12 protein-coding genes are annotated in these 17869 nt (G+C 41.4%); 5 read left to right on the top strand and 7 right to left on the bottom strand.

Features of this window, described 5'->3' with window-relative positions; genetic code table 11:
* The first annotated feature begins 77 nt into the window (after positions 1 to 77).
* The gene (locus ALKIM_RS0104395) at positions 78 to 1940 is read left to right on the top strand and encodes an alpha-amylase family glycosyl hydrolase (RefSeq protein WP_084555798.1); all 1863 of its coding nucleotides are present in this window, start codon (positions 78 to 80) and stop codon (positions 1938 to 1940) included.
* Between the two features lie 16 nt (positions 1941 to 1956).
* Here ALKIM_RS0104395 and thpR read toward each other — a convergent pair whose 3' ends face one another.
* Complete coding sequence (gene thpR, locus ALKIM_RS0104400; protein WP_026473583.1) at positions 1957 to 2430, bottom strand: RNA 2',3'-cyclic phosphodiesterase; 474 nt, start codon at positions 2428 to 2430, stop codon at positions 1957 to 1959.
* 254 nt (positions 2431 to 2684) lie between these two features.
* On the opposite strand from thpR, the gene elbB reads away from it, so the two are divergent.
* Positions 2685 to 3338, top strand: coding sequence for an isoprenoid biosynthesis glyoxalase ElbB (gene elbB, locus ALKIM_RS0104405; RefSeq protein WP_026473584.1), 654 nt, complete (start codon positions 2685 to 2687; stop codon positions 3336 to 3338).
* 743 nt (positions 3339 to 4081) lie between these two features.
* Here the strand turns inward: elbB and ALKIM_RS0104410 are convergent.
* From ALKIM_RS0104410 to sucC, 3 genes are read right to left on the bottom strand one after another with little or no spacing between them, the layout of a single operon-like run.
* A complete protein-coding gene (locus ALKIM_RS0104410) occupies positions 4082 to 4687 on the bottom strand; it encodes a DUF4294 domain-containing protein (protein WP_026473585.1) in 606 nt (201 codons plus the stop codon).
* Positions 4688 to 4736: 49 nt separating this feature from the next.
* The gene (nfo, locus tag ALKIM_RS0104415) at positions 4737 to 5591 is read right to left on the bottom strand and encodes a deoxyribonuclease IV (RefSeq protein ID WP_235714376.1); all 855 of its coding nucleotides are present in this window, start codon (positions 5589 to 5591) and stop codon (positions 4737 to 4739) included.
* 59 nt (positions 5592 to 5650) lie between these two features.
* Complete coding sequence (gene sucC / locus ALKIM_RS0104420; protein ID WP_026473587.1) at positions 5651 to 6841, bottom strand: ADP-forming succinate--CoA ligase subunit beta; 1191 nt, start codon at positions 6839 to 6841, stop codon at positions 5651 to 5653.
* A 443-nt stretch (positions 6842 to 7284) separates the two neighbouring features.
* On the opposite strand from sucC, the gene ALKIM_RS0104425 reads away from it, so the two are divergent.
* The 3 genes from ALKIM_RS0104425 (at position 7285) to ALKIM_RS0104435 (ending at position 9826) form a co-directional block, all read left to right on the top strand.
* Positions 7285 to 7818, top strand: a complete 534-nt coding sequence (locus tag ALKIM_RS0104425; protein ID WP_026473588.1) for an RNA methyltransferase — start codon at positions 7285 to 7287, stop codon at positions 7816 to 7818.
* Between the two features lie 279 nt (positions 7819 to 8097).
* The gene (locus ALKIM_RS0104430) at positions 8098 to 9078 is read left to right on the top strand and encodes a DUF4412 domain-containing protein (RefSeq protein WP_157363770.1); all 981 of its coding nucleotides are present in this window, start codon (positions 8098 to 8100) and stop codon (positions 9076 to 9078) included.
* Positions 9079 to 9178: 100 nt separating this feature from the next.
* Positions 9179 to 9826: a 3-keto-disaccharide hydrolase gene (locus ALKIM_RS0104435; RefSeq protein WP_026473590.1), complete on the top strand. Its 648-nt coding sequence runs from the start codon at positions 9179 to 9181 to the stop codon at positions 9824 to 9826.
* A gap of 78 nt (positions 9827 to 9904) precedes the next feature.
* Here the strand turns inward: ALKIM_RS0104435 and ALKIM_RS0104440 are convergent, their stop codons facing one another.
* The 3 genes from ALKIM_RS0104440 to ALKIM_RS17610 form a co-directional block, all read right to left on the bottom strand.
* Positions 9905 to 12166 carry a GH92 family glycosyl hydrolase gene (locus ALKIM_RS0104440; RefSeq protein WP_044118148.1) on the bottom strand — a complete coding sequence of 754 codons (2262 nt, stop codon included), beginning with the start codon at positions 12164 to 12166 and terminating at the stop codon, positions 9905 to 9907.
* 16 nt (positions 12167 to 12182) lie between these two features.
* Positions 12183 to 14477 carry a glycoside hydrolase family 3 N-terminal domain-containing protein gene (locus ALKIM_RS0104445; RefSeq protein ID WP_235714377.1) on the bottom strand — a complete coding sequence of 765 codons (2295 nt, stop codon included), beginning with the start codon at positions 14475 to 14477 and terminating at the stop codon, positions 12183 to 12185.
* Between the two features lie 111 nt (positions 14478 to 14588).
* On the bottom strand, positions 14589 to 17831 hold the full coding sequence (locus ALKIM_RS17610; RefSeq protein ID WP_162148796.1) for a glycoside hydrolase family 2 TIM barrel-domain containing protein: 3243 nt from the start codon (positions 17829 to 17831) through the stop codon (positions 14589 to 14591).
* Between the last annotated feature and the right edge of the window lie 38 nt (positions 17832 to 17869).

Raw genomic sequence — 17869 nt, forward strand, 5'->3', positions numbered from 1 at the left:
AACCCAACGTACACTACAACTCCGGTTTGCTTCTCACTACTACCGCGTACCCAAAAAATCCGATAATTTGTCAGAAAATGAAATACAGTTTCTGTTTGATATTGGCTTTTATGGTCGTTGTTTTGCAACCTGCTAAAGCACAACAAAGCAATGTAAAATGCTTCCCATCTGAATGGTGGACGGGGATGCAATACAACAAATTGCTTCTAACTTTTTTCGGGCACGAAATGGCTCTGAATAATGCGTCTGTCGATTATGGCGGAGTATCCATTATCAGGCAATTCCCCGGGGAGAACAAGTCTTATCTTTTTGTTGAAATTGAAATCTCGCCCAGCGCTTCAGCAGGCACGATTCCAATCAGATTTACCCGTGCCAACAGAAATGTCGCCACACACAACTTCAGATTGTTGTCCAGAGCAACTCCACACACTGTATCAAAACTCAACAGCAGCGACATCATCTATCAGATTGTACCAGACAGGTTCATCAATTCTGATATGAGCAATGACAACATACAAGGTTTTTATGAAAGGATGGACCGATTGAATCCATCGGGTATTCATGGAGGCGACATACAAGGCATTACCAACGCCGCCAATTATCTGGAACAACTGGGAGTTACAGCCATTGAACTCACCCCCTTGTACGAATCAAATCAACTGGTACTCTCCTACGAGCGATTTGCTCCAACCAATCACTTTGCTATGGATCCCCGACTTGGCAGCCTGATTCATCTAAACAATCTGATATCGGTTTATCGGAGCAAAAACATCAAAGTGATACTGACCATGGTGCTTCATAAAATTGGAAACCAGCATCCATTTGGCTTGAATCCGCCATTTCAGGATTGGATTCCGCCGCGCGCATCTCACTCATCAGATGGTAGCAATTTTACGGTATTTGCCGACCCTTATGCATCCAAAGAAGACTATAGACGCCATACACTGGCATGGGAAGCTTTTGACACACCTTCGTTGAATCACGAAAACAAAGAGTTGAGAAGATATCTTATTCAACATGTGATTTGGTGGATTGAAACCACTAAACCTGAAGCCATAAAAATAGAGAAGACACACCAGAACCATCCACTCCTTTTGCATGAACTTACAAGTGCCATCATACAGGATTATCCTGAACTAAACATCATTAGTGCGCCAGAAACAGCAACTGCCGCTCTCAATCAATACTGGCTAAAGGGAGATACGCTGCCGTTCTATTTTACCCATGTTACCGACATGCCACTGTACAACTCCTGGGAGGATGTTTTTACCGAATTCAGGAGAAGTGATGCGATACTCAATAACATTTATCAGACATTTGCCAGCGACCGTGTGTATAAGACCGATGTGGCCGACCAACTTATTTTTTATGGAGACAGGCACAATTCAACACGCCTTTTCACTTTGGCTGAGAAAGACTTGAATCTCTTCAAAATGTATATGAGCTTTCTTTTAACAGTGCGCGGCGTTCCGGCCTTTTTGTATGGCACGGAAGTATTGATGGAAGGCTATGCCCCGGAAGGCAATGGTTTTGTGAGAGGTGGATTTCCAGGCGGCTGGCCTGGCGATCAGGTAAATGCGATGAACAGAGCCACCTTATCGGCGAATCAACGTGAGGCAGTTGATTATATCCGAAACCTCCTCACCTGGCGAAAAAACAATCCTGAACTGATGCAGGGTAGAACCATACAGTTTGAACCAACAAACCACGTTTATGCCTTTTTTAGAACCAGTAACAATAAAAAATTAATGGTGCTAATCAATAACCACCCCGATGCACCCCGAAGAATTGAACCATCACGGTTTGCCGAAACGTTAGGCCCAATTGGTCAAACGCTTAATGTGGTAACAGGTGAAACCGCATCAGGATTGGGCAATCTCATCCTTAACCCAAAAGGTATACTGATTCTGGAGATTCAAAATCGTTTACCAGACAGATAATGGCAATTTCGACTAATCAATGGCCGGATGCTAAACTACCTGACCACAATGCATTGTAGATAGCTCCTTCGCGACTTAATACACTCTCATAGTAAACAACTTTGGTAAGCGAGCAATTCACCTTATTGGAAAATCCGATTTGATTAAATGCAGCTTTGAACGATTTCGGATAAATAATATTTCGCACCCGTGCCAGAGTCACATGGGGAACAAATGGCCTTGCCTCCAACACAATTCCCATTCGACGAAGCTCCTCGGCCAATTTGTTGCGTATTGTCTCCAGTTGCTGAGACGACTCAATCCCAATCCAAAAAACCTTGGCCATACCTTTATCTGTGAACCTGCCGAATCCGGATATAGTAAGGTCAATGAGCTCAAATACAGGAATTAAATGAGTGAGAACTTGCTTTATTTCAGCTTCATTTTCAGTTGATGTATCACCAATAAATGCCAAAGTAATATGCCATTGTTCAGGCTCAACCCATTTCATGGCAGCTCCTCAGTCTAAGGTATGCATATCCTTGACTATCTGAAACCACTCATTGTGAGGCTCAAACGGAATAGCAATAAAAGTCCTCTTCAAAACAATGTCAATTACTTTGTTAATAACTACACCAACACACGGAACCTTGTCATTAAACAATCCCGAATAAAACGGTTAGCAGGGCTTATATTCAGGCTCATTTGCGTTTACAGTCCTATTTAGTTAAATTAGCACATAGAAAACCAAAAATCAATATAACGATGACAAAAAAGAAAATTGCCGTTGTTTTAGCTGGATGTGGCGTGTATGATGGCGCTGAAATTCACGAGTCGGTGCTTACGTTGTTGGCCATTGCACAGGCCGGAGCCGACTATGACATTTACGCGCCCGATGTGGATCAGCACCATGTGGTGAATCATCTTACCGGGAACGAGATGCCTGAAAAAAGGAATGTCCTCATTGAGTCTGCCCGGATTGCCAGAGGCCACATCAAACCACTAACCGAATTAAAAGCCACCAAAGCAGATGCGCTGATGCTTCCCGGCGGATTTGGAGTAGCTAAGAACCTCTGTACATTTGCCATTGACGGAGCCGGTTGCAAAGTAAACCCTGACATAGAACGTGTAATAAAAGAGTTCCACTCATCGGCCAAACCGATTGGTGCATTGTGCATCTCACCCGCTTTAATCACCAAAGTTCTGGGCAAAATAGAGGTTACCATTGGCCAGGATGAAGGCACCGCCGCCGGCATTAATCAAATGGGCGGAACACATGTAAAATCAAACCACGGCGAGATAGTTACAGACCATAAAAACAAAATTGTCACCACCCCATGCTACATGCTCGATGCCAATATTATGCAGATTGCAGAAGGTGCCAAAAACATAACTGAGGCCGTTATTAAAATGATATAGAGACTGTTTGAAATTTGTATTAAATCTGCTTTGAAGATTTTTAGATGTTAGATATTTAGATTGACAGATATGATTGCACAGAATATAAGATAAATCTAATCATCTTTCTCAACTACTATATCTGTCTAAAATATAACACTCTTCGCATCTATAGCGTGTTTTACAAACATTATTGTCCGGCAAAAAAACAAACCTTCTTTTAAGTGCTCTAGCCGCACGGGCTTTTACTTTTTTTCAACAGCAAAAAAAAGTAAACAAAAAATGCCGCCGCTACAAGTAATTTCCTAAAAATCAATTCTATTGTCTGAAATTCGGAAACTCGCTACGCTCAAACAGTCCGAATTTCTGACGACAATAAAATTGATTTTCTTAACGGAAATTCCTTGAGGCGGAAAGAAAGCCCCATTGAAGCTTAAAACTCTCTGAAGCTTCATGAATAAAGACTTTTTTGTTTAGTATTAAGTTTTAACAGGACACCAATGTTTTACAAATTAAATTAAAACAGTTATTTAATCGATTATTGAAGTTGGTTTACAAACATGAAAAAGCCGGCAATGAAAAACGCCGGCTTTTGTTATTTATCATTATTAACTGGTAAGAAAAAACAGATCTTTTTAAGGGCTCTGCCGATGAATCGGGATTCCTTTTTGGCTAGAGCCCCAATATAATAAAAAGTTATTAGCAGTGAGAACATTGGCTTAATAACTACAGTGAGTTTATTTTTTTCGAATCATTAAGTATAACTACAAAACGCCCATATCAATTAAACTTATAATATGTTCTATCATTTTATCATTAGTTTCAGCGTCATACTCATCCTTTAAATTTGCGCCGAACAAACGGGCTATTCCTTGCCAGAAAAATGCCGATACGCCCCCTTTATATTCACGTATCAGGTTATAACTGGTATCACCTGTTTCCCTGTCGATAAGTTTTATTAAAAGGCGGCCTTGAGTGAATGAAAGTCGCCGAAGGGGTTGCTCAAACTCGGCAAACAACTGTTTTTCTGCGTCACGCAGATAGCGTCTTCGTTCGCGATCATCCTTAATACGCTCCATTTCGGCATTCATATGCGCCAACCTTTCGGCTGCAATGCGGGCATAAGGCAAAGTAGCTTTGATGTTGCGCACCAGGCGTTGATATTGATTATACTCCCTGCGACTTGTAAAATTCCAGGGCGGGATGATGGTGACTTCGTTAAGCAAAATGTGCGGAACGGTATCGCCATCCATTATTTCAGGCTTCAGATAGTACTGCTTTGGACGGTTGGCGGGTGCCTCCTGAGCCGAGGCAGAACCCGCAGTCAGGATGCCAACCATTACAAAAATGAAGACCCATGCACATTTCATAAATCACATAAAAATAATTCCACATGGATAAGCATCAAAAACCATTCCGCTAAATTAAAGTTTGGCCTCTAAGCCATGCTATCTCACCGGCCCATTTATCTTCATCGGGCGTTTCAAGTACGATGGGCATATTGTCGAATCGGCTGTCCTGAATGAAACGGCTAAAAAATGGTTCACCCATAAGCCCCAAGCCCAGACTATCGTGCCGATCAACTTTTGAGCCAAGCGGCTTTTTACTGTCATTCAAGTGAATGGCCTTCAGATACGAAGCACCCACAATCTCATCAAAAGCTTTCCAGGTCTCAACGTAACCTGCATCGTCCACCAAATCATAACCGGAAGTATAGGCATGGCATGTATCGATACAAACCCCTACCCTGCTCTTATCTTCAACTTTGGAAATGATGTGTGCCAAATGCTCAAACCGATAACCTACATTGGAACCCTGTCCGGCAGTATTCTCAATTACAGCCATCACACCAGATGTTTTATCGAGTGCAATATTAATTGATTCGGCAATTTTGTCAAGACATTCGTCCTCGGAAATTTCGCTGAGGTGGCTTCCGGGATGAAAATTTAACATTACCAACCCCAACTGTTCACAACGCTGCATCTCATCGAGAAAAGCTGCACGCGACTTCTCCACACCGATTTTATCTGGATGCCCAAGATTAATCAGGTAGCTGTCGTGTGGCAGGATATACTCAGGTTTAAATCCATGTAATTCACAATTTTGCTTAAACGCCTCAATACTCTCATCTGAAAGAGGTTTAGCCACCCATTGCCGTTGATTTTTTGTAAACAACGCAAACGCATTGGCACCAATGGCAGCGGCATTGATGGGTGCATTCTCTACCCCACCCGAAGCACTCACATGCGCTCCGAGAAAAATGTTTCTACTCACAAATATGATATTTATCGGTTCCTAATTGAAATAACAGGCATTGTCACAATAAATCACCTTTAGGCCACATGGCGGTTCACAAGATCGGCAGCTTCTTTTAATGTGATGGCCGAATAAACTTTGAGACCTGAGCCATCAATAACGGCCTTTCCTTCTTCGGCATTGGTACCTTGGAGACGCACAATTACCGGCACTTTGATGTTGCCCAGTTTCTTATAAGCCTCTACCACGCCATTGGCCACCCTGTCACAACGCACGATTCCTCCAAAGATATTGATTAAAACCGCTTTCACATTGGGGTCTTCAAGAATAATTTTCAAGCCTGCCTCCACAGTCTGGGCGTTTGCGCCACCACCCACATCCAGGAAGTTGGCAGGTTCACCACCCGATAACTTGATGATATCCATGGTTGCCATTGCCAGACCTGCGCCATTCACCATACAACCCACATTGCCATCCAACTTAACAAAATTCAGATTGTGCTTTCCGGCTTCGATCTCATAAGGATTCTCCTCGCTAAAATCGCGCATGGCAAGAATTTCGGACTGGCGATAAAGGGCATTGTCATCGATATTCACTTTGGCATCAACAGCCAGAATGATGTCATCGGTGGTTTTTAACACCGGATTGATCTCAAACAATGAAGCGTCAACCGAGAGGTATGATTTATAAAGATTTTCGACAAATGAGACCATCTTTAAAGCCACAGAGCCGGTTAGCCCAAGGTTGTATGCAATGCGTCGTCCCTGAAAAGGCAATACGCCGTAGGCCGGGTCAATTTCTTCGCGGAAAATGCGCTCTGGAGTTTTAGCTGCCACCTCTTCGATATCAACCCCACCATCGGGTGAATAAACCACCACGTTACGGCCTGATTTGCGGTCGAGCAGTATGCTCATGTAAAACTCCAATCGGGAAGTAGGTCCGGGATAATAGACATCCTGAGCAATCAGCACTTTGTGTACCCCTTTTCCCTCGAGCCCAGTTTGTGGCGTTACCAGGTTCATACCTATTATTTTCTCGGAGATGGTGCGCACTTCATCGAGACTTTTAGCCACTTTAACGCCACCGCCTTTACCTCTGCCGCCGGCATGAATCTGTGCCTTTATAACCCAGAATTGTGAACCAGTCTGGCCTTGAATGGTTTTTGCTGCTTCAACAGCTTCGGCAGGTGTAGAGGCCACAATGCCTTCCTGAATGATAACGCCGTGACGCTTAAGAATGGACTTTGCTTGATATTCGTGAATGTTCATATGATTTGAATTTAATGTCAGGATATTTTTATGTATCGTTCTAAATTTAAAATCAACATTTTGAAAGACTAAACAGTCTCATTTGGTATTTTTATAAAATAATAACAATAATTCGATGCAATATGTTTTCGGATACATCAAAGTAGTGCACTCTCCAAGATAATCATAATATTCTACTTTCGTAATCATTCTTGTGCGGTAAAAACAGATTCATCTTTAAAGTGATCGCCCGACGAATCGGGATTTCGCGCCAAAGGCTGCCGCTGCAAATAAAATCGTTATAGTTATGGAAGTTTTGGCTATATAAACACCATTCATAATCATTCACCGAACAACGATGTTTCGGAATGAAAAAGATGATTTGTTTTTTGATTATTAACACTCACAAATCAGGTCTATTGTTTATCGATTCTTTTCTATTTTTACAGCCTAATCGTTATGAGATGCGAAAATTAAAGATTACCGAGTTAAACCGCTTATCAGCAGAAGAATTTAAATCCGCAACAAAGAATAAGGTTATAGCGGTGCTTGACAATGTCAGAAGCCTTCACAACGTAGGAAGTGTATTTCGTACTGCGGATGCGTTTTGCATGGAAGCGGTTTATTTGTGCGGCATTACCGCCACCCCACCTCATAACGAGATACACAAAACAGCCTTAGGAGCCGAAGAGAGTATGCATTGGCACTATTTTGAAAACACAGAGGATGCCCTGCTAAAACTTAAAAGTGACGGTTACACGCTAATTGCCATAGAGCAGGTAGAGAAAAGCGTTATGTTAACTGACTTTGTGCCAGATTCAACTCAGAAGTATGCTCTTGTGTTTGGCAATGAAGTTAAAGGTGTGCAGCAAAGCGTAATAAACCTATGTGATTTTTGTTTGGAGATACCTCAATATGGCACAAAACACTCGTTAAATGTTTCGGTATCAGCCGGCATTGTAATTTGGGAAGTTACAAAGCGTATTTCAAAACAGTAGTTTTCATTCTAGTATCCAGCATTTCTATCACCGGAATATAGGTAGGCTAATTAGGGAAGTTTACTCAAATAAGAGAAACATCCCAACAGATAAAAATCGAAAAAGGTCCCGTTAATAAGAGCTATTTATCCTTTTATCTGTGATACTGGCACTTTCATCAACACAAATCAAACACCTGTAACATATTGGTTGACAATTACACAAACCGGTTATAAATTCCGGTGGGAAAAAGCTTTAAAGTCAAAGCAAGGACCTGTTGTAATATTAAAAACAATCCGTATGAATTACAAAACGATAATCCTTAGTTGCATTATGCTGACAGGCATGTCGGCACACACCCTGTATGGTCAGGGAGGGATACTCGAACGTGCTGCCAGACGAGCCTCAGAAAGACTTGAACAAAAGGCAGAGGAGCGCATAGACCGGAAGATAGATGAGAAGATAGACCAAAGTCTCGACAGCATAGAATCGTCCATGGAATCGGAAGCCGGTGAAACTTCTGCAAAACCAGCAGCTGCCCGAGAAAATGCGTCACAAAGAAGAATGGAGAATCTGCTTGGCAGCATAGGAATTTCCACCACACCCGTTGCGCTGGAAGATAAATACACGTTTGACTCTTACGTGAAAATGAACGTAAAGTCGTACGATAAAAAAGGCAAACTCAAAAGCGATGGCGACATGGTTACCTATGTTGCAAACGATGGCAATTGCCTGGGCTACGAATTTATATCAGGAGAGTTTGAGGCCAACAAAACAGGCGACAAAAAGGGTGTTTTTATCATGGACTATAAAAATAAAGCCACCATTGTGCTTTCGGACGATGCAGGTAAACGAACTGGCATAGCCTATGGTTTGGGCGACCTGAACGAGTGGGCTTCTGGAGTAGATGATGAATATGAAAAAGATGAATCAGAAGACACCATGGTTTTAAACCCAAAGTTCACCAAAACGGGCAGAACCAAAACCATATTAGGCTACCGTTGCGAAGAGTATTTATATGAGGATGAAGAAGGGCGAGCAAACATTTGGATAACAAACGAATATAGGGCGCGTACGCACGATGCCTATTCGACCATATTTAACACAATGGTTTTAGCACATGGCGGAACGGGTATGATGCTGGAAAGTGAATCTGTAGACCTTAAGAGTGGCGAAAAAACCGTCATGCGAGTCACCGAACTAGATGCCAACAAAAAGACGACTTTCAACTTAGGTCAATATGAAATAACAAACCTTGGTTCAATTGGACCAAAACAATAGTGGCCATTATAGTTTGCTGATTCTATTTTTTGTTACCTTTCGCGGAATGGTGTTGTAATGCAGCAATCAGAATGAAACATATATGGATTTTAAACAAGTTATGATGAAATTACATGCAATTATCGGCTTAGTATTACTAACAGGGATAACCCTCGTTAATGGTCAAAACCCAATTCAATTATTCAATGGCAAGAATCTGAACAACTGGGAAGTTGTGCTACAGTCGGAAGCCAATCCCGATACGGTATTTTTTATAAAAGATGGTGTGCTGAATGCGGGAGGGGCACCCTTTGGTTACATTCGCACCCGCGAAAGCTTCGAAAACTATGAACTGACTCTGGAGTGGCGATGGACAGGCGAACCCACCAACAGCGGTGTTTTGCTTGCCATATCAGGTGAAGATAAAGTTTGGCCCCATTGCATCGAAGCGCAGCTCAGACACGGCAGTGCAGGCGATCTGGTTCTGATGCATGAAGGTTCCAAAGCCACAGTACACGGTGTGGAATACGCTGTGAATCCCGAAGAGCGATGGGTCACTGTGGTTCCAAAACAGAGTGCTTCAACAGAGAAAGCACCAGGAGAGTGGAACACCTATCGCATCCGCTTTGTAAACGGCGAACTGGAGTTCTGGGTAAACGGCCGACTACAGATGAGTGCCACCAATGCCAAGCCCTCAAAAGGTTTTATTGGTCTGCAAAGTGAAGGCTCCGGCATCCAATTCAGAAATATTGAAGTGACGAAGATGTGAAAAAAAAATCTTTGTGCGTGACTTATAGAATCATCATGCACGCACAAAGACTACCGGATCATTTCTTTAAACATTATTTTATGGGCGGTTTTCGAGACCAACCCCAAAGACATCAGAAGGATGTGAACCCATAAAAAACTCCAGGGTTCCACCTTCTTTGATGGTTTTATGATTGATAAATGATTTGGTGTAATTTTTACCGTTAAGCTTAATACTTTGGATATACATATTCTCGTCGCTGTTGTTATGAGCAACAATTGACAGTTTCTGCCCATCCTTAAGTAGTATATCTGCCTTATTAAACAAAGGTCTGCCAAAAATATACTTACCTCCAGCGGGTTCAACCTGATAGAATCCTAAAGAAGAAAGTACATACCAAGCTGACATCTGTCCCACATCTTCGTTACCACAAAGCCCCGAAGGTGTATCATCATACATGGTGGTAAGAATCTCATGAACTCGCTGAGCCGTTTTCCATGGTTGTCCCACATAGGCGTATAGGTATGCCACATGATGACTTGGCTCATTGCCATGTGCGTACTGACCAATCAACCCAGTAATATCAGCAGAGGCGTCCTCACCCATATCACCATCAACAATAAACAATGAATCTAATTTTGAAACGAACAAAGCTTCGCTTCCGAAGAGATTAACAAGTCCTTTGACATCATGCGGCACCAGCCAAACATATTGCCAGGCATTCCCTTCGCAGAAATCATCGCCCATGTGTACCGTTCTAAAAGGGTCAAACGGTGAACGAAACTCACCTGCCGATGATTTTCCGCGCATAAAACCGGTAGATGTATCGAACAAATATTGATAGGCCTTACTTCTATTCTTAAAATAGTTATAATCATTATCATATCCGAGCTTATATGCAACCTGTGCAGCAGACCAATCTGCAAGAGCGTATTCAAGGGTCATAGCAGCCGTTTCACGCTCTATGTGTTTGTCGAAAGGAATATATCCATATTCTTTATAGAGGTCAAGCCCCCGTTCATCAAGCATTGAGGTATTAAAGATGGCCTTATATGCCTCTTCAGCGTCAATGTTGAAACCTTTAAGAATTGCATCTGCCAGAACAGGAATTGCAGGATTACCAACCATACAATCTGTTTCATTACCCATCAAATGCCACACAGGTAGTTTACCCTGCTGCTTATAGATATTTATCATTGTTTGAGCAACATCTGACACCATTTCAGGATGTATAATAGTCATGAGCGGATGCGCTGCCCTATAAGTATCCCACAAAGAAAGAGTTGTAAAATTCTTATACGACTTATCGTTATGAATCTTGAAATCACTGCCATGATAATCACCATTTACATCCTGAAACACAGAGGGTGCAACCATTGTATGATAAAGAGCTGTATAAAAAACCCTTTTATACTCATCATTATCAGTTTCTATTACAATCTTGTTTAATTGCTTATTCCATTCATCATCAGCCGATTTAACAGCAGCTTCAAAGTCCCAACCTGGGAGTTCAGCGTTAAGATTCATCCTGGCGTTGTCAATACTAACTGGAGAGAGTCCAACTTTAACCAACAAAGATTCACCCTGGGCAATTTCGAAAAAGGCGTGACCGTAAACTTTCTCTGCATTTAAGCTTTCTCCCTCCACTTCCTGAGTACTGTTAAATACTGCAAAGTCTTTCATTGGTTTTGAGAAAACAGCGGTAAAATAAACAACCTGATTACGAGCCCAGCCCATTGACCGTCGATAGCCTGAAACTGTAGAATCATTATCCATTACTATGTAACTATCAATGGAACGATCCCAACCTATACCATGTTCTAAATCGATGATCACACCTGCCTCATCACTCGCAGGGAAAGTATATTTATGAAACCCTACCCGTTTGGTGGTTGTTAGTTCAGCATGAATACCAAAACGATCTAACGTTACAGCATAGTATCCGGGACTGGCTTTTTCAGTCTCCCTTCTAAAATATGAATATATCCCTGAAGCTTCATCGGGCAGTTCACCACGCGTTGTTTTAACACGACCAATCACAGGCATAAAGGACACGTCACCAAGATCTCCAATGCCTGTTCCACTGAGATGTAAATGTCCGAAGCCAATTATAGTTGAATCAGAGTAGTGATAGCCCGAACACCAATCCCAACCTTGACTGTGCTGAGTAGGCCCAAGTTGCACAAAACCAAAAGGAACATTGGCTCCTATAAAAACATGACCATGTTCACCTGTTCCTATATATTGATCTACATATTGCATAAGATTGAGAAGTTTCCCATTTTCGGATGGAGAATCACACCCGGTGTATAGTAATAACGAAAGCGTTATCCCTATAATTAGTCCATATAATCTCTGCATATCAATTAAAAATTTACTATTCAACAACCAACTCATCACTCAATAAAATATTATCAGAAGCTGAACCAATCATTATTGTGAATTTTCCTGGTTCAATTACTTCATTGTAGTTAATATCCACGATGGTTAGATCATCAGGTGAAATACTAAACACAATCTTTTCCTGCTTTCCTTTTTGGATATGAAGCCTTTTGAAATGCTTTAGCTGCATCATCGGCTGTACAGTTGAGGCAAATTGCCTTCTCAGATATAGCTGAGCTACTTCCTCTCCATCATGCTTGCCTTTATTTTTCACAATAAAAGAGACCTCAAAATGATTGTTTCCTTTATCAACTACTTTCACATCAGAATACTCAAACTTAGTATAACTTAACCCATACCCAAAACTATATAGCGGAGACAAAGACATATCCACATAATCATGTCCTTTGGGATTCTGACTATTATAGTAAAGAGGAATTTGTCCTACATGACGGGGAATAGTAACGGGCAAGCGGCCTGCAGGATTATACTTACCAAATATAACATCTGCAATTGCATTACCACCTTGCTGACCTGGATACCAGGCAGTGAGCAAAGCATTGGCATGCTCAGAAGCCCAATTCATATCAAGTGGGCGTCCTTGAATATAAACCACCACTACAGGTGTACCTGTGGCTTTAACGGCTTTAAGCAGTTCCATTTGCTTTCCGAGTAAATCAAGTGTTGCACGATCAAAACCTTCACCAGCATCCATATCGCTCAGGTAGCCATCTTTTACAATAGCAGCACCAGTATCAATATAGCTGGTTTCGAAATCGCGAGCACTTGAACCGCCAACCACAACAATGGCCACATCGGCATTTTTAGCAGCTTCGACCGCCCTGTCAATTTCGTCCCATGAGGTATCCCTAATGGCACAGCCTCTCACATAGTTTACTTTAGATGCCCCCACTATAGAGGTAATACCATCCAGTACTGTAATAACATTACTATCTTCTTGCGGAGCTGTATAGTCACCAAGCATATTATACCGATTGTGGGCATTAGGGCCTATAACAGCAATATTCTTCACCTTTTTGGGTGACAATGGTAAAATATTATCCTTATTCTCCAATAAAATAATAGATTTTCGTGCTGCCTCCAATGCCATATTTATGTGCTCCGGACTCCTTACAACAGCCATAGCTTTGGAAGGGTCTACGTATGGATTATCGAAAAGTCCCATTTCAAACTTTAACCGAAGAACACGACTCACAGCCGTATCAATTACAGACATCTGTAACTCACCAGTATTTACAGCATCAATTAAACGCAAAAAAGCATTTCCGCCCAAATCTACATCAACACCAGCATTTACAGCTAATTTGGCAGCATCATGAATAGTTTCAGCCACATAATGATTGCTTCTCAAACCTTCAATGCTAAATAAGTCAGAAACAACAAAACCCTTAAAACCCCATTGACTACGAAGTACATCAGTAAGTAAATATTTATTTGAGGTACAAGGAATTCCATCCACAGAATTATATGCAGTCATAACTGACAATGCACCAGCCTTGACCGCCTCTCGAAACGGAGGCAAGAAATTAGTGTGTAAGTCCCTCATTCCTATCATGGCAGAACTTCCATTACGACCACCTTCTGGTACTCCATAAGCAACAAAGTGTTTCAAAGTAGAAATCACGCCATTTATGCTATCAATTTTGCCTGCTCCCATGCCACGTACCATTGCAGCACCAAGACGACCAGTGAGTACAGGATCTTCGCCATAAGTTTCTTCTACACGTGACCATCTTGGGTCTCTAACCAAATCCAAAACCGGACCATAAGCAATATGACCACCTTGAACACGTACTTCACGTGAAATAACCGAACCAATCTTTTCAATTAGCTCAGGAGACCAAGTCGCAGCTAAACCAATTCCTGTAGGGAAAACCGTTGTGCCTATGGCCATGTGTCCATGTTGAGCCTCCTCCGCAAGAAACACAGGGATTCCGAGACGAGTGTTTTCAATTACATAGCGTTGAAGTTCGTTACCTGTTTCTGCAGCCAATTTAGGATTCAATCCTGTTTCGAGAGTCTTTTCTGTCCATGGGTCTGCTCGGTAGGCTCCCCACATCATTCCAATTTGACGCTGCTCAACATACTGTTGATATTTATCTGATGGATAAATATTTGCACCTTCTTTAACCCACATTTCCCATCCAAACGGAGATAACATTTGTCCTACTTTCTCTTCCAAAGTCATGTGGTGTAACAAATCTTTCACTCTCTCTTCAACAGGAAGAGCCAGATTGCGAAATCGAAAAACTTCCTGGGCTGACACCATAGAGCTCTTTGTAAAAAGAATCAACAGAAATAAACAAAATCGGAATTTCATATTATTTAATTTTCAAATTATTTGCACTTAAAATCACTCCTTACAAAATCGACACATCAATTACCTGCTCATTTTAATGAGATCATCGATTTCCTGAGTAGCTACAGGAATAAACATAAATCCGTATTCATAATCCCTATTGGGTTTTAGCATGTATTTATCCACTGGTTTAGCATCCCAACTGTTTATACTTCCAAGACCACGCTGACTGTAGTCAATGTTCCATCTTACAAATTCACGTGGTATCACATGCGCTATGTTCTTTTGCTCCAGATGAACCGGCCCATAATCATATCCATCGCGGGCGTCAAAATCAGAGGTAGTATATGGCATAGCAGTCATTTCCAAACCTTCCCCTTCATGTTGAAGATTTACCACCATTAAACCTACGCCATTTGAATTTGTAAGGGACGCCCAACGAATCCCTGTTTTGTTCCCGTTCTCCTGGGGGCGGATGTACGGTACCATTTGATCAGCCACGTTGCTTCTGTATAAATCTACAAATGAAGAAACATTTCTATCAATATAATTTTCCCAAGGGCCACGTCCAAACCAAATAAAATTCTCAAACTCGCGCCCGATTAAAAGATTTAATCCAATTCGAGGAATATCAGACTTCTCCGTTGAGGAAGCCTTAAGGCGATTTAAAACCGAAATGCGGCCATCGCCATAAACAGTATAATCAATTGAGAAAGTTGAATTTACCTCTCCAAGTTTAAAAACCGCATCTACCTTTATAGAAGAAGTGGATAACCGGGTAGATTGAAGTGATAATAACTGGCTATTGTTCGTAGCCTTTTTCCAATTAATATTTTCAGTGTGCATACCTGAACCAAAGTCATTGTCGGTTACAGCCCTCCACAAATCAATTTTTGGACCCTGTCCATTGTAAAGAAACTCCGTATCGTTTACCTCATAACCCACCATTTGACCTGATTCACGGTCAAAAACAACCTTGATTAAGCTATTATATAATGTGATATATTTGGACGTTTCGGTTACGAAAAGTTCATCATTTGAAGATGTTACCCTTTCGGATGATTTATAAAAATTCCCAAGTTTCAATTGCTCATTTGCCACGCTATGACCTTCAGGAACCAAAAAAGTTGATTTTTTTGTATACACCTCAATATGAAGAAAATACTCTACACCAGGGAGAATTTCAATTGGAGTCAACTCGATATCTAAGACCTGTCCAACGTGGGGTTTAGCATTTATATCAGGAATTTTTAATGTTTGTACTATTTTTCCATCAGCTTTAATATGGCCTTTAAATTCGAAATTACTTAAACAGGTAAAGTCATACAGATTCTCTACCAGAACACGTACATTGGTACTGTTATGATGTAACAATTTAAACCTCACAGATTCATGAGCCTTTTTAACTTCATGTAAACCTGGTTGTATGGAACGATCTGGAAAAACAATGCCATTGAGCAGGAAGTTCCCATCGGTAGGCATGTTTTCACCATAATATCCGCCATAAGCAAAAAGTCGCTTGCCTGACTCTTCAACCTTCCACAACCCCTGATCAACCCAGTCCCATATGAATCCACCCTGTAGTTGGGGATACTTATTGATTACATCCCAATAATCCTGAAAGTTTCCGGTACTATTACCCATGGAATGTGCATATTCTGAAGGAATCAATGGTCGATCGAGTTTCATCTGGCCCCAAAACTCAAGCGTTGAAGGGGCTGGATACTGTGGCACAATAAGATCTGAATTCCAATCAAAACCAAGCGCATACCGAGAACCGGTTTCTACCCTTTCATATTGAACAGGACGATTAGAACGATCTGCCTTTTTTGCTTCGTGATAGGCAGTATAAAATATAGGGCCATTCCCCGCTTCGTTACCCATAGACCAGAGTATAACCGAGGCGTGATTTTTTGTTCGTCCAATCATTCGAATAATACGATCCACGTGGGCATTTTCCCATTCGGGATAGTTGGATGGAGAGCGCTCCCCATAATGAAACCCATGCGACTCCACATTGGCTTCATCGAGCACGTATAACCCATGAATATCACAGAGTTCATACCATCTTTCAGGGAATGGATAGTGACTCAGACGTACTGCATTTATGTTGTACTGTTTCATTAATTTAATATCCTGAAGCATCTGCTCTTCGGTAAGGTAGTGGCCTGTTTCAGGGCTATGCTCATGAATATTGACACCCTTTAAAGTAATGGCCACACCGTTTACCAAAAGCTGACCTCTATTTATCTCAACACTTCGAAATCCAATATGAGATGCGGTGCTTTCGAGCACACGTCCACGACGATCCTTCAAAGTTAAAAGAAGAGTGTATAGATTTGGGTTCTCAGCACTCCATGACTTTACCTTTGGTATTTCTGCTTCAAAACTAACCGTTTTCTGTCCGTTAGAAGGCAAATCAACACGAGAGGATCCACCTACAACAATCTGATCTCCCTCTAATATGGAATATTCAACTGATAGCCGCTGACCATGTCGTAAACTATTACTAAGGTCAACAAACAGTGAAAACAGACCATTCTCATAGCCTTTATCCAACGTAGATACTACCTCAAAATCACGAATTCTGCTTTTTGGCTGACTATAAACAAAAACAGACCGTGAAATTCCGCTAATACGCCAAAAATCCTGACATTCAAGATAACTGGCATCACTCCAGCGATACACTTCCACCGCTAACGTATTCTCATGTCCAGGTCTTACGAATCTCGTAATATTAAACTCTGATGGCAATTTGCTGCCCTGACTGTAACCAACCATCTCTCCGTTAATCCAAAGATAAAAGGCTGATTTCACGGAGCCAAAATGAATAAATATCTCTCTATTATCCCAGTTTTGTGGCACAAAAAAGCTGTGTTTGAAAGAGCCAACCGGATTGTATTCTGTGGGTATTCTTGACAAATCAGGTCCATCTTTAAGTTCCGTTATAGGGGTACGTGGATCAGCAAACTCATACGGCAAATTCACGTAGATAGGATAATCGTATCCTTGAACCTCCCAGTTTCCGGGTACATCAATAAGATTCCAAGTACTTACATCATAATCCGTTTTAAAAAAATCAATCGGACGAGTATCAGGATTTGTGGCCAAATTAAACCTCCACTTACCGTCAAGCAAAATATAATAAGGTGATTCAGAGGCATTCATTCTCAAGGCCTGGTCTGAAGACTCGTAACTAAAAAATATTGTTCTTGCCTTTTCCTTATTTCGTTCTATAATCTGTGGCGTTTGCCAGTCGGCTTGAGCCAACACGTTCAGATATAAACCAAAAGACACAAAAGCTAATAGTAATATACTTTTCACAGCCGTTTCATTTTTCAGATTAACAATACAAAGAAGAG

This window comes from Alkaliflexus imshenetskii DSM 15055, assembly GCF_000517065.1.
Classification (GTDB): Bacteria; Bacteroidota; Bacteroidia; order Bacteroidales; family Marinilabiliaceae; genus Alkaliflexus; species Alkaliflexus imshenetskii.